Origin of the sequence: Bradyrhizobium sp. DOA9 (assembly GCF_000617845.2) — a bacterium.
Lineage (GTDB): Bacteria > Pseudomonadota > Alphaproteobacteria > Rhizobiales > Xanthobacteraceae > Bradyrhizobium.
On sequence record NZ_DF820425.1, the window covers coordinates 4997764 to 5016339 of the forward strand.

At 65.0% G+C, this 18576-nt stretch carries 22 protein-coding genes; 12 read left to right on the forward strand and 10 right to left on the reverse strand.

Going from position 1 to position 18576, the window contains the following annotated elements:
• Positions 1-71: 71 nt before the first annotated feature.
• Positions 72-3179 carry a DEAD/DEAH box helicase gene (locus BDOA9_RS23385; protein WP_025036391.1) on the reverse strand — a complete coding sequence of 1036 codons (3108 nt, stop codon included), beginning with the start codon at positions 3177-3179 and terminating at the stop codon, positions 72-74.
• A 512-nt stretch (positions 3180-3691) separates the two neighbouring features.
• Between BDOA9_RS23385 and BDOA9_RS23390 the strand changes: the two genes are divergently transcribed.
• Together BDOA9_RS23390 and BDOA9_RS23395 are read left to right on the forward strand one after the other, a co-directional pair.
• On the forward strand, positions 3692-3931 hold the full coding sequence (locus BDOA9_RS23390; RefSeq protein ID WP_025036392.1) for a hypothetical protein: 240 nt from the start codon (positions 3692-3694) through the stop codon (positions 3929-3931).
• Positions 3932-4046: 115 nt separating this feature from the next.
• Positions 4047-4331 (forward strand): hypothetical protein, encoded by a 285-nt coding sequence (locus tag BDOA9_RS23395; RefSeq protein ID WP_025036393.1) that lies wholly within the window; start codon positions 4047-4049, stop codon positions 4329-4331.
• 4 nt (positions 4332-4335) lie between these two features.
• Here BDOA9_RS23395 and BDOA9_RS23400 read toward each other — a convergent pair whose 3' ends face one another.
• Together BDOA9_RS23400 and BDOA9_RS23405 are read right to left on the reverse strand one after the other, a co-directional pair.
• Positions 4336-4725, reverse strand: coding sequence for an NUDIX hydrolase (locus tag BDOA9_RS23400; RefSeq protein ID WP_025036394.1), 390 nt, complete (start codon positions 4723-4725; stop codon positions 4336-4338).
• Positions 4726-4858: 133 nt separating this feature from the next.
• Complete coding sequence (locus BDOA9_RS23405; protein ID WP_025036395.1) at positions 4859-5938, reverse strand: AI-2E family transporter; 1080 nt, start codon at positions 5936-5938, stop codon at positions 4859-4861.
• Between the two features lie 244 nt (positions 5939-6182).
• On the opposite strand from BDOA9_RS23405, the gene BDOA9_RS23410 reads away from it, so the two are divergent.
• The gene (locus BDOA9_RS23410) at positions 6183-6410 is read left to right on the forward strand and encodes a hypothetical protein (protein WP_025036396.1); all 228 of its coding nucleotides are present in this window, start codon (positions 6183-6185) and stop codon (positions 6408-6410) included.
• A gap of 102 nt (positions 6411-6512) precedes the next feature.
• The gene (locus tag BDOA9_RS23415) at positions 6513-6815 is read left to right on the forward strand and encodes a hypothetical protein (protein WP_025036397.1); all 303 of its coding nucleotides are present in this window, start codon (positions 6513-6515) and stop codon (positions 6813-6815) included.
• 23 nt (positions 6816-6838) lie between these two features.
• Here BDOA9_RS23415 and BDOA9_RS23420 read toward each other — a convergent pair whose 3' ends face one another.
• The 3 genes from BDOA9_RS23420 to BDOA9_RS23430 form a co-directional block, all read right to left on the reverse strand.
• The gene (locus BDOA9_RS23420) at positions 6839-7186 is read right to left on the reverse strand and encodes a hypothetical protein (protein WP_244521517.1); all 348 of its coding nucleotides are present in this window, start codon (positions 7184-7186) and stop codon (positions 6839-6841) included.
• Between the two features lie 233 nt (positions 7187-7419).
• Positions 7420-7635, reverse strand: coding sequence for a hypothetical protein (locus tag BDOA9_RS23425; RefSeq protein WP_025036399.1), 216 nt, complete (start codon positions 7633-7635; stop codon positions 7420-7422).
• Positions 7636-7927: 292 nt separating this feature from the next.
• Entirely contained in the window at positions 7928-8221 is a 294-nt protein-coding gene (locus BDOA9_RS23430; protein WP_025036400.1) for a hypothetical protein, read from the reverse strand.
• A 188-nt stretch (positions 8222-8409) separates the two neighbouring features.
• On the opposite strand from BDOA9_RS23430, the gene BDOA9_RS23435 reads away from it, so the two are divergent.
• The 3 genes from BDOA9_RS23435 to BDOA9_RS23445 all read left to right on the forward strand — a co-directional run bounded on the left by BDOA9_RS23435 (position 8410) and on the right by BDOA9_RS23445 (position 10048).
• On the forward strand, positions 8410-8997 hold the full coding sequence (locus BDOA9_RS23435) for a formyltransferase family protein (RefSeq protein WP_025036401.1): 588 nt from the start codon (positions 8410-8412) through the stop codon (positions 8995-8997).
• Positions 8998-9207: 210 nt separating this feature from the next.
• Positions 9208-9558: a hypothetical protein gene (locus tag BDOA9_RS23440; RefSeq protein WP_025036402.1), complete on the forward strand. Its 351-nt coding sequence runs from the start codon at positions 9208-9210 to the stop codon at positions 9556-9558.
• Positions 9503-10048, forward strand: a complete 546-nt coding sequence (locus BDOA9_RS23445; RefSeq protein ID WP_042336411.1) for a hypothetical protein — start codon at positions 9503-9505, stop codon at positions 10046-10048. Before BDOA9_RS23440 ends, BDOA9_RS23445 begins: the two co-directional genes overlap by 56 nt.
• Before the next feature lie 49 nt (positions 10049-10097).
• Here BDOA9_RS23445 and BDOA9_RS23450 read toward each other — a convergent pair whose 3' ends face one another.
• Positions 10098-10496: a RidA family protein gene (locus BDOA9_RS23450; RefSeq protein WP_025036404.1), complete on the reverse strand. Its 399-nt coding sequence runs from the start codon at positions 10494-10496 to the stop codon at positions 10098-10100.
• Between the two features lie 141 nt (positions 10497-10637).
• Here BDOA9_RS23450 and BDOA9_RS23455 point away from each other — a divergent pair, with 141 nt between their 5' ends.
• Complete coding sequence (locus BDOA9_RS23455; protein ID WP_025036405.1) at positions 10638-11513, forward strand: DMT family transporter; 876 nt, start codon at positions 10638-10640, stop codon at positions 11511-11513.
• A gap of 202 nt (positions 11514-11715) precedes the next feature.
• Entirely contained in the window at positions 11716-13143 is a 1428-nt protein-coding gene (locus BDOA9_RS23460) for a caspase family protein (protein WP_025036406.1), read from the forward strand.
• 235 nt (positions 13144-13378) lie between these two features.
• Here the strand turns inward: BDOA9_RS23460 and BDOA9_RS23465 are convergent, their stop codons facing one another.
• Entirely contained in the window at positions 13379-13618 is a 240-nt protein-coding gene (locus BDOA9_RS23465) for a BrnA antitoxin family protein (RefSeq protein WP_025036407.1), read from the reverse strand.
• A 3-nt stretch (positions 13619-13621) separates the two neighbouring features.
• Complete coding sequence (gene cysK, locus BDOA9_RS23470; RefSeq protein ID WP_025036408.1) at positions 13622-14599, reverse strand: cysteine synthase A; 978 nt, start codon at positions 14597-14599, stop codon at positions 13622-13624.
• 224 nt (positions 14600-14823) lie between these two features.
• Between cysK and BDOA9_RS23475 the strand changes: the two genes are divergently transcribed.
• The gene (locus BDOA9_RS23475; protein WP_025036409.1) at positions 14824-15042 is read left to right on the forward strand and encodes a hypothetical protein; all 219 of its coding nucleotides are present in this window, start codon (positions 14824-14826) and stop codon (positions 15040-15042) included.
• A 15-nt stretch (positions 15043-15057) separates the two neighbouring features.
• Here the strand turns inward: BDOA9_RS23475 and tgt are convergent, their stop codons facing one another.
• Positions 15058-16203 carry a tRNA guanosine(34) transglycosylase Tgt gene (gene tgt, locus BDOA9_RS23480; RefSeq protein WP_025036410.1) on the reverse strand — a complete coding sequence of 382 codons (1146 nt, stop codon included), beginning with the start codon at positions 16201-16203 and terminating at the stop codon, positions 15058-15060.
• 192 nt (positions 16204-16395) lie between these two features.
• Between tgt and BDOA9_RS23485 the strand changes: the two genes are divergently transcribed.
• Both BDOA9_RS23485 and BDOA9_RS23490 read left to right on the forward strand, forming a co-directional pair.
• Positions 16396-17604 (forward strand): patatin-like phospholipase family protein, encoded by a 1209-nt coding sequence (locus tag BDOA9_RS23485; protein WP_025036411.1) that lies wholly within the window; start codon positions 16396-16398, stop codon positions 17602-17604.
• 135 nt (positions 17605-17739) lie between these two features.
• The gene (locus BDOA9_RS23490) at positions 17740-18474 is read left to right on the forward strand and encodes a TetR/AcrR family transcriptional regulator (protein ID WP_025036412.1); all 735 of its coding nucleotides are present in this window, start codon (positions 17740-17742) and stop codon (positions 18472-18474) included.
• The last annotated feature ends 102 nt before the right edge of the window (positions 18475-18576 follow it).

Below are 18576 nucleotides of genomic sequence, written 5' to 3' on the forward strand. Positions count from 1 at the left end.
CTCCGGTGCAGGACGCATGACCGCACAATGACTTAGCTACTGTGCATGGGGTTGTTTTCGCAGTTTTTGATTTACCCCTCGTCCAGCAGCTCGAACAGCTCCTCCACCCGCTCGAACGGCGCATCGCGCATCGGGCTATGATAGACGACGCGGTCGCCGTCGCGTTGCAGTGACTTGCCGCGTGACTTGCGCAGGCGTCCGGGCAGGAACGTCGCGGCCGCGGCTTCCGGGCCGACGTCGAGGCGGATGATGCCGCGTCGCTTGCATTCGATCCTGAGCTTGGCCGCGGCGAAGAAGTCGCGCGCGAGCTTCGGCAAGGGTCCGAAGCGGCGGGAGGTCTCCTCCTCGAGGTCGTCGAGATCGTCCTCGTCGTTGCATCGCGCGGCGCGGGCATAGAGCTCGAGCCGCACCGGCTCGGACTGCACGTAGCTCTCGGGCAGCATGTCCCCGACCGGCAGGTTGAGGTCGGGCACCCACAGCGCAGCGTGCTGCTCGTCAGTCTTCTCCGAGGCCATTTTCAGGAGGTGGCTGTAGAGCACCGGTCCGAACACCTGGACGTGGCCGGATTGCTGCTCCGAGAACAGATCGCCCGCGCCTCGCAGGTCGAGGTCGCGCTCGCTGATGGCAAAGCCCGCGCCCGGCCGGCTGAATTCCTCGAGCACGGCGAGGCGCTTCTCGGATTGTCCTGATGCCGTCTCGGTGAGCAGATGCGCGAAGGCGCGGATGCCGCTGCGGCCGACGCGTCCGCGCAGCTGGTGCAGCTGGGCAAGGCCGAACTTTTCCGGCCAGCACACCACGATGGTGTTGGCGCGGGGAATGTCGAGGCCGCTCTCCACGATGTTGGTCGCGAGCAGGACGTCGGCATGGCCTTCGACGAAGCTCATCATGCGGTCGTCGATCTCGTCGGCCGCCAGCCTGCCATGCAGACAGACGATGCGAAGGTCCGGCGCCACGGCCCGTACCCGCGCCAGCATGGGATCGAGATCCTGGATGCGCGGGCAGATCAAGAAACTTTGGCCGTGGCGGCGCTGCTCGCGGAGCAGTGCCGAGGCGATCGCCGCATCCGACAGCGGCGCGATCCTTGTCGCGACCGGAAGCCGGTGCACCGGGGGCGAAGCGATCACGCTGAGATCGCGGAAGCCGGCAAGGCCGGCGGCCAGCGTGCGCGGGATCGGCGTCGCGCTCATCATCAGGACATGGACGTTCCTGGCGAGCCCTGCGAGCTTGGCCTTCTCCGCCGCGCCAAAATGCTGCTCCTCGTCGACGATGACGAGGCCGAGATCGTCGAACCTGACGTCCTTGCCGGTGAGCGCCTGCGTGCCGATCACGACCTTGATCCGGCCGCTGCGCAGGCCCTCCCTGGTGTCCCGCAGCGCCGCGCCCGAGGTGGCGCGCGACAGGTTGCCGACCTCGATGCCGAACGGGGCAAAGCGCTTCTGGAACGTCGCGACGTGCTGGCGGGCCAGCACCGTCGTCGGCACCGCGACCGCCACCTGCTTGCCCGACAGCACCACGGCGGCCGCGGCGCGCAGCGCGACCTCGGTCTTGCCGAAGCCGACGTCGCCGCAGATCACCCGGTCCATCGGATGGCCCGATGCGAGATCGTCCAGCACGTCCCGGATCGCCTGGGCCTGGTCGATGGTCGTGAAGTAGGGAAAGCGCGCGACGAACTTCTCGTAGGCCGATCCCGGCGGCACCAGCTTTTCGCCGCGCCGCCGCCGTCGCTGGCTGATGTGCCTGGCGAGCGCCTTGCCCGCGATCTGGATCTCGCGCTCGGCCTCGCCGCGGCGCGCCCACCATGTGCTGCCGTCCGCCTTGTCGAGCGAAACCTTGCCGAGCTCGGCGGCGTAAGGCCACATCAAGGCGAGATCGGGCGGCGGCACCAGCACCGCATTGTCGCCGGCGAACTTCAGGCGGATCATCTCGCGCATCGCGCCGCCGCCGGTGTTGACCGTCTGCAGGCCGTCGAGCACGGCAAGGCCGCGCTGGAGATGAACGACCACGGTGCCCTGCTCCGGCGCGTCGGCATGGTCGAAGGCCGCGCTCCAGGCGCGCGCCAACGGTTGCGGATGATGCGCGCGGCTGCCGAGCACGTCGGACGCCGTCACCACGACCAGAGGCTTCTTCCCCGGCACGACGAAGCCGGCATCGAGATCGGCGAGCAGCGCCGCCTCGCCGCACCGTCCGCGCGCCACCTCCCCCCAGTCCTCACAGCGCTCCGCCTTGACGCCGCTCATCCGCTCCATCACGCGCAGATCGTCCTCGTGCGCGGCGACGAGGACCAGCCGCGACCCGGCCCGGCGCGTCTCCTCGACGAAGCCGCGCAACGCCTTTCGGGAGGATGTCAGCTTCGAGAACTCCGGGATGGCCTGGCACGGCGCCGTCCGCGGCAACACCTTCATGCCCTTGGAGAGCCGCTTCCAATCGCTCCGCCCGAGATATTCGCGCTGCCGCTCGCTGCGGGGCGCGGCCTCCTCGATCGTGTCGAGCCATCCGTCGGCGTGCAAGGGAACGCTTGCATCGGCGATCCATTTGGCGCCCGCGCAATAATCGAACAGGCTCGCGCGCTTGCCGCCCTTGCCGGCAAGGCCGAGCCGCTCCGACATGGGATCGACGAGCAGCTCCCTGGTTTCGAAAATGATCCTGTGCTCATGCGGGTCGAACGCCACGATCCGTTTGATCGTCTGCTGCGAATGCTCGATCCGGAACGGCCCCAGCGCGCCGGCGGGAAATATCTCGAAGGTCTGGCCGTGAAACAGCGCCCCGCCCGGATAGTCCGGCTCGTCGTCGAGATCGTAACCGAGGGATTGGAGGCGGGACTCGAGGTCGTGCTCGGAGAACGGGCCGCCCACCTTCAAGCTCAGGCTCAGGCGCGACAGGCTGGCCGGCGGCGGCAGGCGCTCCATCACCGCCTCCGCCGTCGAGACGAGAAACACCGGCTTCTTGGATTTCGCAAGACGCCTCAGAACGGAGGCTCTGCGCCCTGCAAGCTCGTGCGACGGCTCCAGCTGATCGAACGGCAACGTGTTCAAGCGCGGAAACACCATCACCTCGCAGGAAGGGTCGAGCGCGTGAATGACGCTGCCGAGCCGCTCGGCCCTGTTCTCGCTCTCGGCGAGAAAGACGATGCCGCTGCGTCCGGACTGCTTCCATTGTGCAAGCAGATGAAGGGCCATCATGCCGAGAGGCGAGGAAGACGAGATCGTGGCGCGCTGCGATCCTTTGCTCTTCTTCGGCGGCTTCTTGGTCACGCCCGCCTTCTTGGAAAGCCTCACTTGATCCCGCTTCTGCTCTTGAATCGCCGCAAACTGAGTGCGAGCCGCCTCGATCCTCGAATCGGCAGCTCGCCGCCATGCATATGGGATTTGCCATGCGAACGCACCCCTCCCCGGCAACGTTCGAGGCGGCGGCGCGATCCCTTTCGATCCGGCTTTTGACCGTGAGAATGGCGGCACGAAAAACCCCAGCGCTTGGAGCCACGCTGGGGCGTTTCGTTCAAAATGAATCGGTTAAGCAATGACCTCTTCTTAGCAGCGGGTTCGCCGGGCGCTTGTGAATTGGTTCACACGCATTCGAGGTTCCAGGACTGGCCGATCGGACCAACTCCGGCCGGCCGGAACGGGCTACCGCATCGTCCGGTTTGAGCGCGCCCTCGCCGCGCGCTATGATGCCCGCTTTGACGGAGGATCATTTGAAACCATTCATTTTCATCGGCGCCGTCGCGCTGCTTGCGGCGGTCCCCTGCCATGCACAGACGCTGGTCGATCCCAGCAAGGTCGCTCCCGAATACCGGGAGGCGGCCGAGAAGCGCCGGGCCGAGCAGCTGCGCCAGCGCGAATGCGCGCGGCAGGCCGATCTCGAGAAGGTGCTGCCGAGGGACCGCACCGCCTTCCTCAACCGTTGCCTGGAAACGATGGCGGCCAAGCAATAGCGGCTGACCGACTGTTTCGACCGGAATCGTCTGCGACGGGCCGACGGCATTCAAGCTTTCTTCAGATATTTCGGATCAGCTGACGATCCATTTTCAAAGCGATTGTCATCCGCGCATGAGTTCGGTCCAGATCCAGTGCACGCGGTGCAAGAACGTGTTTCGCGATCACGCCGGGCGGTTGCAGGACGGCTATTCCAGGCAATGTCCGAGCTGCGAAGTCGTCCTGTTCTTCGGCGAGGACTCTCAACATCCCTTCATCAAGCGGGCGATGCGCCATGCGCGCCAGGTCCGCAAGGAGATGCGGGAGCTGCAGGCCGCGAGGCTTGCCGCATCCGAGCCGGAGGTGGCGCAGTCGAGGAGATTTGCAGGCAGGACGCGATCGGCGACGCGGGAGGACTAGCGGCTCAGCTTCGCCGCTTGCGCGGAAACAGGCGGTCGCGGATATAGCGCGAGGTCGGCGTCAGGCGGATGCCGCGCGGCTTGTGCCAGGCGGCGCGGTCGATCTCCTTCTTGTCGCCGATCGCCAGCCTGCCCTTGGCGGACTTTGCGATGAAGATCGCGTCGCTCATCTTGCGGCCGGAGCGCTTGTTCCTCGCCTTCACTTCCTTCCAGAGGCTGATCCTGCCGAGCTTCAGCTTGGGCAGTTCCTCCTTGATCTCCCGGCGCAGGCAGTCCTTCTCCGACTCGCGCGCACGCTTGCGGCCGCCCGGAAACATCCACAGGCCGTCGGACCGGCGTCTGACCAACAATACCTTGCCGCGTCTGGCGGCAACCAGCTTGGAAGACTTCGCCATTGCTGCCGTTGTCGAAAACAGAATCGACCCAATGGTAACTTGTCTAGTCGAACAGACAAGTTGGCGGCGCGGCTTGATCACAGGCCGCGCGCTACCCGACATGGGCGGCAGACACAGCGCTGGCGGGGCGAGGTCAACCCTTCCCCGCCTCCGCCCGGTCCTCGGTCCTGATCCAGGCCATCATCAATTCCCAGGCCACCGACAGGATGATCGGTCCGATGAACAGTCCGACGATGCCGTGGGCCAGCGTGCCGCCGATGACGCCGACGAAGATCACGATGGTCGGGGTGGTCAGGCCGCGGCCCATGACGAGCGGCTTCAGCATGGTGTCGATGAAGCCGACCAGGACGAAGAACACGGTGAGCAGCAGCGCCGTGGTGACGTCCTTGGCGGTCCATATCCAGATTATCACCGGCAGCAGCACCAGGAAAGCACCGATCTGCACGATCGAGAGCAGCAGCACGATGAAGGCAAGAAGGCCCGCACTCGGCATCGATGCGAGCTTGAAGCCGATACCGGCCAGCAGCGCCTGCACGATCGCGACGCCGATCACGCCCTGCGCCACGGCGCGGATGGTCGCACCGGCCAGCGAGAGGAAATGCTCGCTCTGCTCCGGCACGATCCGAAACAGGAAGCCGCGGCCGGCGGCGACCAGGCGCGGTCCATGCGGAAACAGGAAGCCCGCGACGAACACCGAGACCAGAAACTGGAGCGTGCCGACGCCGGCATCGCCCGCGAGCGAGAGCAGCGGGCCAGCCAGCGGCTGGAGATATGGCGCCACCTCGCGCACCACCGCCCGAATGTTGTTGTAGGCCTGATCCCAGAGCTCGTACAACCAGGGGCCGACCAGCGGCCAGGACTTGAGCTGCTCGGGCGCCGATTGGAGCACCAGGTCGCCGGTGCCGAGCTGGCGCGCCAGCTCGCGCACGCCGTCCACGGCGCTGATGCCGAGCCAGGTCGCCGGACCGATGACGATGCCCAGCGTGATCAGGGTCAGGATCGCGGCCGCGGTTTTGGGCCGTCCTCCCAGGATCTTGGCAACCCAGCTGAACGCCGGATAGAACGCGACCGCCAGCACGCCGCTCCAGGCCAGGATCGGCACGAACGGGCGGATGATCAGGAAGGTCCAGATGATCAGCAGGGCAAGCAGGCCGAGCCGGATCACGAGCTGGATGACGTCCTCACCCGTCAGCAGCTGACGGAGGCTTTTCACGGGCACAGCTTTCCTTGCGGCATGAACGCAACGTCCGCGCTTGCGGGTCCAGCCGTTATTGCCAGCAACGCATCTGGCGTCAAGACGACTGGAACCGGCGGCAGCCCCGACGGGGAACAGAATCCGGGCAAGTCCAACCCCGGTTGGCTAACGCCCGTTAACCGGATTTCCCCGCGCCGGTTTACGCCGCTGCAAATGCTGGAGACTACCTTCCGTTCGCAGTCACCGAAACGCATTCCGGGCCATGGCCAACAGCATCTGGACGATCGAAGAATTCACCTGTGCGAGTTGCGGCATGAACTACACCGCGACCAAGGAGGAGCACAGCGAGGCCCACAGCGGCAGCTTCAAATGCGGCATCTGCAACGGCGTCGTGCACGCCTGGTCCGGCAAGCATCATTTCTTCGGCTGGCAGGCCGTGAAGACGAAGCCGCCTGTGTTCGGGAGGCGCTGGGCCGGCGTCGAGTGGTAAGCCGCCCGCGATGATCCCGGATCGGCCGAATTGCACCGGCGCCGTTTGGACTCCGTTCACCGATCGGGGCTAGATCAGGACGGCCCCTCCGCTTCGAACACCATGGCCGACCTCAACGCCATCCTGACCAGGCTCAACGACCGTCTGCTCCGCCTCGAGGGCGAGCTGTTTGTGCTGCGCTCGCTGGCGCGCGCGACGCTGACCGCGGGCGACGACCATGCCGCGCGCATGCGCAAGCTGGTCGAGGCCGCAAAAGTCGCACTCGACGACGAGGCCAAGCGCCCTCTCGACAAGCCGACCCGCAAATATGTCGACGCGGCAACCGCACTGGTGGAGGAGTTGTTGGTGGAGCCGACACCGGCGCGGCCGCTGTTCACGGTCATCGACGGCGGCAGGCGCGACTGAGCGGTCAACGCGCGGGCGATCAGCTAGCGTCCGTACAGTCCCGGCGGTTGCATGCCGTTGCGGTAGCACTGGCCGTCCGCATAATTATACGCAAAGCCGTGGGGGCAGAGCCCGCCACGTCGTCCGGAATATTCGGGCTGACCGTAAGCGCCGGGCGCATGCGCTCCGTTCGGATAGCAGCGGCCGTTGGAGTAGTTGTAGTCATAACCGTGCGGGCACAGGCCGCCGCGTCGTCCATAATATTCGCCCGGTCCGGGATCCCGCGTATAGACACCCGGCGCGTGATAGTCATTGGGATAGCAACGGCCGTTCGAGTGGTTGTAGTCGTAGCCGTGCGGACATTGCCCGCCCGGACCGCCTCTGAATTGCACTTGCTCCACCATGGGCGCTGTCGGTGCCGCAGGCACGGTTGCGAACGCAAGCAGGCCGGCCAGCGCAAGCTCGATCATAACGATTCCTCCAAATCACGGGGACAAGCCTATCAGGATTCGTGTCCCACGAAATGACCTGACAATTGAGACACGGCCGGCCTGAACCCTGCATGAACTGGGCCTGGACTGCGACAATGCGTCGGCGCCCAATCCCGCTCGCGATGCAGTCTTTACTAGATCGTGGAACTCTCCGCCTTGAGCCGGCTGAGTCCCGCCTCGATGATCGCGATCTCCTCGTCGATCTGGCCGATCGGCAGGCTGAAATCATAGCCGGACCGGCTCTTCAGATCGACCGCGAGCCGCTGCCTGTGCAACATCAGCTCGTCGAGTCCACGGCGGTTCTTCAGACGCACATAGGCGTCGACGATCTGTTCGATCGCGCTCGGCATGAAATCTGTCCCGACGAAAAGGCCCGGCGGCGTACCCACGCCGTCGGACGATTTCAAGTGTCGCGGTACGCAATACAAATCCGCGACGGATTCATCGATACGCCAAGCTGGTTGAGATCGTGTTACCGTTCGATGATTTCGTGGTGCGTGACACGAAAAGGCCGCCGGCGGTCACGCCGGCGGCCAAAGCCGGGTTCGAAAACGAATGCGGGTTGAAATGTCGCCAGCCCCGGTTGACGCACTTTATCAGCCATCGGAGATATCTTCGTTAAGAACGAAACACAGGAACCCGTTACGTGCTCTCGTCGATGACGCAGAAATAGGTGCGCGGCAATTTTCGATAGGCGCGGTAACGGTAGTACGGCCGGTAGGCGTAGCCGCGATAGACCGCCGGCGGCTCCTCGCCGTAATAGGCGCCGTGATAGAAATTGATCACCGGCCCCTGCGCGCAACGGTAGGCGTCCCAAGTCGGGCCGATTGATGGCGCGACCCCGGTCTCGGGCGGCACCGCCGGGTAAGGCCCGCCAGCTTGGGCCGAAGTGACCGCCATCAGTGTCGCGACGACGAAAAACCCCATGCTGTGCATGCGCTCGCTCCCGCGCCGGTGTCATGCCCGCATGGAAGCACCGGTCAGCTCGGCCGTGCAATCCCGGAGTTCACGCAATCGGCGCCCGGTTGCATTGTTGATAACCCACGCAAATGCTGTGCGGGTGGTGACAGGGCGTGCGGACGTGTTATCGGGGATGACGCAGTTGCGAGACGGATCGGACACCCATGCGCATTACCCTCGTCGGCTCCCGCCATTTCGGCGTGACCACCCTGAACATGCTCCGGGAGCACGGCGTCTCGGTCGTCCGGGTCGTCGTGGTCGACGCCGACGACCGCCTCGCCGCGGCGGCCAAGGCGGCGGACATCGAGGTCCAGGTGCAAGCCAACCCCAAGCTGGTGGTGGCCTCCGAGATCGCCCCGAACACCGATCTCATCATCACCGCACACAGCCATGCCAGGATCGGCAAGGATGCGCTCGCCGCTGCCAGGCTCGGCGGGATCGGCTATCATCCCTCGCTGCTGCCGCGCCACCGCGGCAAGGCTGCGGTGGAATGGACCATCAAGGAAGGTGACCCGATCGCCGGCGGCACGATCTACCATCTCGCCGACCGCATGGATGCCGGTGCGATCGCCGCCCAGGACTGGTGCTTCGTCAAGAAGGGCGAGACCGCACGGGAGCTTTGGGAGCGCGCGCTGGCGCCGCTCGGGCTCAAGCTGCTGGCGGACGTGATCGACTACGCCAAGGTCCACAAGGCGCTGCCCGCCAAAGCCCAGGACGAGCAGTTCGCGACCTCCGCACCGAGCCTCTCTTAGGCCAAACCCCCTGAGCCACGCCTTCCTGAGTCGTCCTGACGTTTACCCTTAACGTGAGGGGGCCTTGATTCCGCTTCGGAAATCGGAGCCAAAAGGGCAAATAAACCATTGTTCCCACAGGAACAATTTTCGCTTTGGCATCGCAACAAATTTCCGTCACATTTCGTCCGAATAACCGTCAGGTAATCAGACACATTCAAGGACGAATTCATGCGTTTTGGTCGCATTGCGGTGTTCTGTGCCGCCTCAGTTTTCGCCGGCACCCTCGCCGCTCCCGCCTTCGCCCAGAATCCCTATGACGGCAATTGGCAGGTCACCATTGTGACCAAGAGCGGTTCGTGCGAGCCGACCGCAAGCTCCATGCTGACGGTTGCCGACGGCAAGATCACCGCGCCCGGCGCTAACGTTTCCGGCACCATCGGCAATGGGGGCCTTGTGAAAGTTTCGATCAATGGTGCATATGCCAACGGTCAACTCAGCGGCAACGCCGGATCGGGGAAGTGGAATGGAGCATCTGCAGGCATACCGTGCAGCGGGCGGTGGGAAGCATCGCGCCAATAAACCAATTGAAGCTCGCGCCCGGAACCGGCGGCTGCTGATTGCGGCCGCCGTCTTGTTTGCGGCGGGGATCGCCAGTACCCAAAGCAAGGCCCAGTCCGGTCCGTTCGCCCCGCTGGCCGGCAGCTGGAGCGGCGGTGGCACGGTCACGCTGGATGACGGCTCGACCGAGCGGATCCGCTGCCGGGCCAAATACGCTCCGATCGGACCGACCATGGAGATGTCGCTGACCTGCGCCAGCGATGCCTACAAGTTCAACCTCGGCGCCAACGTAAAGGCCGAAGGCGGCGCCATCGCGGGCAGCTGGTCTGAGACGAGCCGCAACATCTCCGGTTCGCTCCAGGGCCGCGGCAGTGGCGGAAACTACGAGCTGGTAGCCTCCACCGCCGGCTTCAACGCCAACATCTCTCTGAAGACGTCCGGAAGCAAACAGCACGTCACGATGCGCGCGGACAGCCAGTTCCGCGGCGCGAACATCTCGATGTCGAAGTAGGACACCAGGTGACAGGACGATCGATCCGGCGCCCTCGCCGGATCGATTTTTATGCGCCGGGCACGAACGCCGTGACCTCGATCTCGACCTTGGCACGCTCGTCGACGAGGCCTCCGATATAGAGCAGCGTCGAGGGCGGAAAATTGCGCCCGAGCGTTTCCTTGCAGGCCGCGCCAATGCCGGCACCTGCCGCTTCGTACTCGGCGCGACTGGTCAGGTACCAGGTCAGGCGGACAATGTGCTCGGGGCCGGCGCCGGCCTCACCCAGCAGCTTGACGATCCGCTTCAGCGCAGTCGCGACCTGGGCTGCCATGTCGGGCGCGTAATTGCCCGCCTCGTCGCCGCCGGTTTGTCCGGCCAGAACCACCCACCGGCCCGGCCCTTCGACTGCGACGCCGTGGGAAAAGCCGCGCGGTTTTTTCCACTCGGCCGGCTGCAGGATACGCATGAGCAATCTCTCCCGATGTTCTCGTTGTTCGGCCGATGCCTTAACATGCCGACCTGCATCGCTGCATCCGCAGATTTGGCCGTTGCAAACGGCGGCAATGTCGCCGATACCGGCCGCCCCTTCGTATTCCACCCCGCCGAAATGAGCACCACACCGTCGAAAATGATGGCTGCACTGTGGATGGCCGGCTGGCTGTCGCTGATGCTCGTCATGGCGGTGGCCGGGCGCGAGACCACGCGCGAGCTGAATGTTTTTCAGATCATGGAAGTGAGGTCGCTGGCCGGCTTCGTGTTGCTGTCACCGATCATCTACCGCGCCGGCGGCTTGAAGGCGCTCAAGACATCGCGCCTGCCGCAGCATGTCGCCCGCAATCTGGTGCACTATATTGCGCAGCTCGGCTGGTTCTTCGCGCTGACACTGATTCCGATCGGCCAAGTGGTGGCCATCGAGTTTACCATGCCGATCTGGACGGCCCTCCTCGCGGCAAGCTTCCTGTCCGAGCGGATGACACCGTGGAAGATCGCCGCCATCGTTCTCGGCCTCGTCGGCGTCATCGTCATTGTCCGACCGGCGGCCGGGGAGATCAATCCGGGCCAGCTCATCGCGCTCGGCGCGGCCATGGGATTCGGTGTCTCGATGGCGCAGGTCAAATCGCTGACCCGCACCGAGAGCGCGCTCTCGATCCTGTTCTGGATGCTCGTGGTTCAGTCGGTGGCAGGCTTCGTTCCGACGCTGTTCGTCTGGACCTGGCCATCGCTGTATGTCTGGGCCTGGGTCGGCGTGATCGCCGTCTGCGGCACGTTCTCACATTATTGCCTCGCCAGCGCGATGCGCTACGCCGACGCGACGATCGTGGTTCCCATGGACTTCCTGCGGGTTCCATTGACCGCAACCGCCGGCTGGCTGCTGTATTCCGAACAGCTCGATGCCTGGACCGTGCTCGGGGCCGTGCTGATCCTGTTCGGCAATCTTCTCAATTTGAAGCCCGCTTCGCCGGTTCCCGCCCGCGCACCGTGAACCTCACGCCGCCTCCCGCGACAAAACCAAGTGGCCGTGTGATCTTGATCACGCTGGAGAGACGCTCCATCGTGCACATTCGGCCACACAGCGGCGGGTTGAACGCAACGGACTGACCGTTTTGGTGGCACGAAGTCGGGCACTTCGTGTAGGTTCGCTGCCAATTTGTTGCTGCCTGCAATTCGATTCTGGGGATTTCAGAATGCGCTATCTCACCCTCCTCGCTTCGCTGATGTGCATGGCGCTGTCGATCAGTGCCGCCAAGGCCGACCGCCGCGTCGCCTTCGTGGTCGGCAACGGCTCCTACAAGAACGTCGCGCAATTGCCGAACCCGCCGATCGACGCCAAGGCGATGGCGGCCACGCTGCGCAATGTCGGCTTCGAGGTGATCGAAGGCTCCAATCTCAGCCGCGACCAGATGACCGAGAAGCTGCTCGATTTCGGCCGCAAGGCGCAGGGCTCCGACATCGCGCTGTTCTATTATGCCGGCCACGGCATCGCCGTCAGTGGCACCAACTACCTGCTGCCCGTCGACGCCGACATCAAGTCGGAGATGGACGTCAAGCTGGGCGCGGCGATCAACATCGACCTGACGCTCGAGCAGACCATGGGCGATGCCAAGGTCAAGCTCGTCTTCCTCGATGCCTGCCGCGACAATCCGTTCGCCGCCAAGATCAAGTCGAATTCGGCGACCCGCAGCGTCAACGTCCAGAGCGGCCTCGCCGAGATGAAGTCCGGCGAAGGCACGCTGATCGCATTCGCCACTGGCCCGGGCCAGACCGCGCTCGACGGCCAGGAGGGCAACAACAGCCCGTTCACCCGTGCGCTAATCGACAACATCACCAAGCCCGGCGTCGAGATCCAGCAGGCGATGACGTCGGTGCGCGCTCAGGTTAATGAGGAGACGCGCAAGGGCCAGCTGCCCTGGGGCCACACCAACCTGACCGGCTCCGTCTATCTCAATCAGGCCCCGACCACCCAGGTCGCCGCCGCGGCCCCGACCGCGACCGGCATCGTGCCGGCGGCGACCGGAAGCTCGGACGGTGTCGAGCTGGAATATTGGCGCTCGGTCAAGGAATCCAACAAGGCCGAGGAGCTCAACGCCTATCTCACCGCTTACCCGAACGGCCAGTTCAAGGCGCTGGCGCTGGCGCGGCTTGCGGCGATCAAGAGCGGCCCCTCGACTGCGACCCGCACGCTCAACGCCGGCATCGATCCTGCGACCTTCACTGACGAGGCCAACCAGCTCACCGAAGACCAGCTTGGCCTCGACAAGACGCAGCGCCGCGACGTACAGCGCCGCCTCAACGGTCTCGGCTTCGACACCAAGCAGACCGGCGTGTTCAGCGACGAGACCCGCGCGGTGATCAAGCGCTGGCAGGCTGCGCGCGGCTATCCCTCATCGGGCTATTTCAACAAGAACCAGCACAAGGCCCTGCTCTCGGAGGTCGTGGCTGCCCCGGCCACGGCGAGCGACACCAGCCAGAAGCCGGCTCGGCGCGCCGCCACCGCCCCGGCTCAGAGCAGCGCCCCGGCGCCGCAGCAGCGCAGCAATCCCGGCGACGCCGCGGGTGCGGCCTTCGTCGGCGGCGTGGTCGGCGGCATGATGGGCGGCATGTTCCGCCGCTGAGAGCGAGACGGATCCCAGACGACAGAAGCCCGGCTCGCGCCGGGCTTTTTGCCATTCTCGTACGGGAAGACAAACGGGAGGACGGCGCTGCCGCACACGCCGACATTGCGAGCGAAGCGAAGCAATCCAGACTGTCTCGGCCGAGGGATTCTGGATTGCTTCGCTTCGCTCGCAATGACGAGAGATTGGGATAGAGATGCGAGCGCAGGGACGTTCCAGCCTGCGGATCGCTCCCCTACTTCCCCGCCGCCTTCCGCAGTGCCTCGTTGATGCGGTCCTGCCAGCCGGGGCCGCCCTCCTGGAAGAACTCGAGCACGTCCTGGTCGATGCGCAGCGTGACCTGCTCCTTGATCCCCGGCGCCACGTTGGGCTTCGGCGGCGCCGCGGCGACCTTGGCGGTCACCTTCTTGAACGCCGCCTCGGCCTCCGATCGCGCGTCGCCCAGCGTGCGCGGCCGCCTCGGTTGATCTGCCATGTCCTAGATTCCCTCGAACAGAGCCGTTGAAAGATACCGCTCGGAGAAGGACGGTACGATCGCCAGGATGGTCTTCCCGGAAGCTTCCGGCCGCTTGCCGATCTCGATCGCGGCGGCGATCGCCGCGCCCGAGGAGATGCCGCCCGGAATGCCCTCGTGCCGCGCCAACGCGCGCGAGGTCTCGACGGCCGTGGTCGAGTTGATCTTCACGATCTCGTCGATCACCGAGCGGTCGAGAATGTCGGGGACGAAGCCGGCGCCGATGCCCTGGATCTTGTGCGGGGTATGCTGTCCCCCCGAGAGCACCGGGCTCTCCTCCGGCTCGACCGCGACGACGCGCAAGCCGGGCTTGCGCGGCTTGAGCACCTGGCCGACGCCGGTGATTGTGCCGCCGGTGCCGACGCCGGCTACGAAGAAGTCGATGTTACCGCCGGTATCGTTCCAGATCTCCTCCGCGGTGGTGCGGCGGTGCACCTCGGGATTGGCGAGGTTCTTGAACTGCTGCGGCATCACCGAATTCGGCGTCGTTTTCAGAAGCTCCTCGGCCGCCGCGATCGCGCCCTTCATGCCCTGCGCCGCCGGCGTCAGCACCAGCTCGGCGCCGAGAAAGGCCAGCATCTTGCGTCGCTCGATCGACATCGATTCCGGCATCACCAGCTTGAGCCGGTAGCCGCGCGAGGCCGCCACGAAGGCGAGCGCGATGCCGGTATTGCCGGAGGTCGGCTCGATCAGCACGGTGTCCGCCTTGACGATGCCCGCCTTCTCCATCGCGACGATCATGGCCGCGCCGATGCGGTCCTTCACGCTTGCGGCCGGATTGAAATATTCAAGTTTTGCCAAAATGGTCGCGTTCACGCCGTGCATGCCGGGCAGCCGGCGCAAGCGCACGATGGGTGTATTGCCGAACGCCTCGACGATCGAGTCATAAATCCGGCCGCGGCCGGCTTGGTGCGCTGCACCCGTGTTGGACGATGCGTCCATGCTGAACTCCCTGTGGCGACGATTTGCGCTTCTTACGCAGCACGTGCGCAGTTACGGATAGCCTGCGAGAACACGCAAGCGACAATTGCGGCACATGTTAAATACGCTGCATCGCAAAATCGCGTGAGCTTTAATTAGCAGAAAACCAACGTATTTGTGTTGCGACCTCGTCAACTGATTCTGCTTATGTTAGACTTAGGTCTTAAAGCAGGGAGGTCACCACGATGTCAGCAGTTGCTGAAGTGATGTCGACCGTATCGCTAAGGCGTGATCCGCGTTGCAGCGAATTGCCGACCTGTCCCGTCTGCGCCGACTCCATGGTCGCCGCCGAAGCATCTGCCTACGTCTCGGACCACGTCATCAGCTATCTCTGGACGTGCGACAATTGCGGCTACGGCTTCGTGACCAAGCATGCCGTGAAGCGGCGGATCGTGTGCAACTGAGTTTGGACCCTTGATCTAGCGCGGGGCGATATCGCCTCTCGCCCAGTCCGCGCGCGTACGCTGATAGAATTCCTCGAACTTTCCCTGTGCGATCGCGTCCCTGATGCCCTGCATCAGGGACTGGTAGTACGCGACATTGATCTCCGACAGCAGCATTGCGCCCAGCGTCTCGCCGGCCTTGACGAGATGATGCAGATAGGCGCGCGCGCAGCTGCGCGTCGACGGCCATGAGCTCTCTTCATCGAGCGGGCGTGGATCGTCGGCGTGGCGCGCGTTGCGCAAATTCACCGCGCCATAGCGCGTGAAGGCGACGCCGTGCCGGCCGTTACGCGTCGGCATCACGCAATCGAACATGTCGATGCCGCGCTTCACCGCTTCGAGGATGTCGTCGGGCGTGCCGACGCCCATCAGATAGCGCGGGCGCTGCTTCGGCAGCAATGGCGCGGTCTCGTCGATCATCGCCAGCATCACGGCTTGCGGCTCCCCGACGGCAAGACCGCCGATCGCATAGCCGTGGAAGCCGATCTCGACGAGGCCTTGCGCGCTCGCATGACGAAGCTCGGGCACGTCGCCGCCCTGCACGATGCCGAACAGCATGTAGCCGTCCGGGGCATTGTCGAAGGCGCGCTTGCTTCTCTCGGCCCAGCGCAGCGACAATTGCATCGCGCGCTCGATGTCGGCGCGCTCGGCGGGCAGCCGCACGCATTCGTCCATCTGCATGGCGATGTCGGAGCCGAGCAAACGCTGCACCTCGATCGAGCGCTCCGGCGACAGCTCGACCTTCGCGCCGTCGATATGCGAGCGGAAGGTGACGGCGTGCTCGCTGACCTTGCGCAAATCCGCCAGCGACATCACTTGGAAGCCGCCGGAATCGGTCAGCATCGGTCCGTTCCACCCGGTGAACCTCTGCAGGCCGCCGAGCGCTGCGATCCGCTCGGCGGTCGGACGCAGCATCAGATGATAGGTGTTGCCGAGCACGATGTCGGCGCCGGCATCGCGCACCTCGCGCCAGTGCATGCCCTTCATGGCACCGGCGGTGCCGACCGGCATGAACGCCGGGGTCCGCACCACGCCGTGCGGGGTGGTCAGCCGCCCGGTGCGCGCGGCCCCGTCGGTGGCGAGCAACTCAAAGTGATTGGGAAGGTCATTGTCGGGATTCATGGCGGTGCTTATTGCGTGTCGGAGGAGGCCGATCAACCCGCCAGACCTTACCCGGGCCGGCTTGTGCGTCAGACTGGGACACCGACCAAACACAAGGTTTGCGAGCTGCGCCCTTGCAAAACGAAACGAAACCGTGTAGTTTTGTACATGGGGCTGGACGAGATGCCGCGGCGAACTTGCCTGCGGCGGTAGATGCGTGATCGCCAGCCACCGACAATGCCGTACCCTTCGTGTTCGACCGCCGCATCCGTCCCCTCGCATGACCGGATCGGGCGGACTGGAGTCAGCCTGATCGGATCGGCGGTCCTGATCTGCAGCCTGGCGCTCGGCGCCTGCACCTCCCTGCCCCGGACGCCCTACACGGCCGCTGAGGCCAGCGTCTCGCGCGTGCTGGATATCGACGGGCTCAGGCGCTACGCCGACGAGCCGGTCACCAGGTTCAGCTTCGAGAAGGACTATAGCGCCGCGACGAAAACCTATCTGGCGCTCTCCGGCGGCGGCGCCGACGGCGCCTATGGCGTCGGCGTGCTCAACGGCTGGACCGCAGCGAGAACCCGCCCCACCTTCTCGGTCGTCTCGGGCGTCAGCACCGGCGGCCTGATCGCGCCGTTCGCGTTTCTCGGGCCGCAATATGACGACACGCTGAAGGAGGTCTACACCAGCGGCATCGCAGAGAGCCTCCTGAACGACCCCAGCATCATGCGCGTGCTGTTCGGATCCGGCCTGTTCGGCAACACCAGGCTGCGCGAGCTCGTGGCCCGCTATGTCGGGCCGGAGATCATGGAGCAGGTTGCGCGCGAGGACGCCAAAGGCCGCAAGCTGCTGGTGGTGACGACCGACCTCGACACGCAGCGCACCGCGATCTGGGACATGGGCAAGATCGCCGCGGTCGGAACGCCGGAGGCGCTCAAGCTGTTTCGCGACGTGATGGCGGCCTCCGCCAGCATTCCCCTGGTGTTTCCGCCCATCATGATCGATGCCGAAGGCCAGGGCCGCAAGTTTCAGGAGATGCATGTCGACGGCGGCGTGACGGCGCCGGTGCTGACCTTGCCGGAAGCTCTGCTGTTCCAGAGCGGCCGCCTGCCCGGCAATGCGAAGATGGACATCTACATCCTCGTCAACAAGAAGATCGAGCGCAACTTCGAGCTGGTGTCCAACGGCACCATCGACGTCGCCTCGCGCAGCCTGTCGGCGATCACCCAATCGCAGACGCGCTCGATCATCTTCTCGACCTACGATTTCGCCAAGCGCAACCGGCTGGGCTTCCATCTCTCCTACATTGCGCGCGACTATCCTGCCCCGCCGTCGGAGGGGTTCGACACCGGCTATATGCGGGCGCTCTATCAGTACGGATACGAGAAGGCGGCATCCGGCCGGGCCTGGACCTCGACGATGCCGTGATCCCTCGCGACGGAACGAGACGATAGCGAAACCGTTGACGATAGGGCCAATTCGGCCAGATTCGCGATGACGCCTCCGCTCCTGCGCGATATAGAGCGAGTGACCGATATCACGACCGCGCAGGAATCATTGGGCATGGGATTGACTGCGACCAGGACCAAACCGGCAGCGCCACGGCGCGAGGTGCCGAAATCGCGCGGCGGCCGGCCGACGAAGACCGCCGCGATCGAGCGCGATCAGCGGCTGATCGAGGTCGCCACCCGCCTGTTCCTGGACCGCGGCTTCGACGCGACCTCGCTCGATGCGGTCGCGGAAGCCGCGCGGGTCAGCAAGCCCACGGTGTATTCCCGCTATGGCGACAAGCGCGGCCTGTTCGCGGCCGTGCTGAGGCGCGAGATCGAGCGCTGGCTCGCGCCGCTGTCGGCGGCGGCAGAGACGCAGCTCTCCAGCGCCTCGAACATTCCGGTCGAGCAGCGGCTGGTGGAGATCGGGCGCGAGATGCTGACCTTCACCTGCGGCCCCGATGCCGTCGCCTTCAGCCGCATGATGACGGCGCAGGCCATCAACTTTCCCGACGTCGCCAAGCTCGGCAAGGAGGAAGGCTGGCTCAAGGCCGTCGCCACCACGGCGCGCTTCTTCGACCATCTGGTGGCGCAAGGCGCGCTCGATGTCGAAGACACCACCATCGCAGCCGAGGTGTTCCTCGACGTCGTGGTCGGTCACACCCACCGGATGGCGACCTTCGGTACGGCTCTGGAGCCGAAGGCCGCCGAGAAGCGCATGCGCGCGGCGATCAAGCTGTTCCTGGCCGGCGCGCTGGGACGGGCCGACCGCGTTCAGGACGCGCCGAAACGCCGTTCCTCGCGCTGACAAATCCGTGAGCTTGCGTACTTTCCCCATGGGGTGACGCTGCAGCGTCATTGACCAAAACGAAACGATACGGTATGGTTTTATTACAGTCGGTTCGGGCCG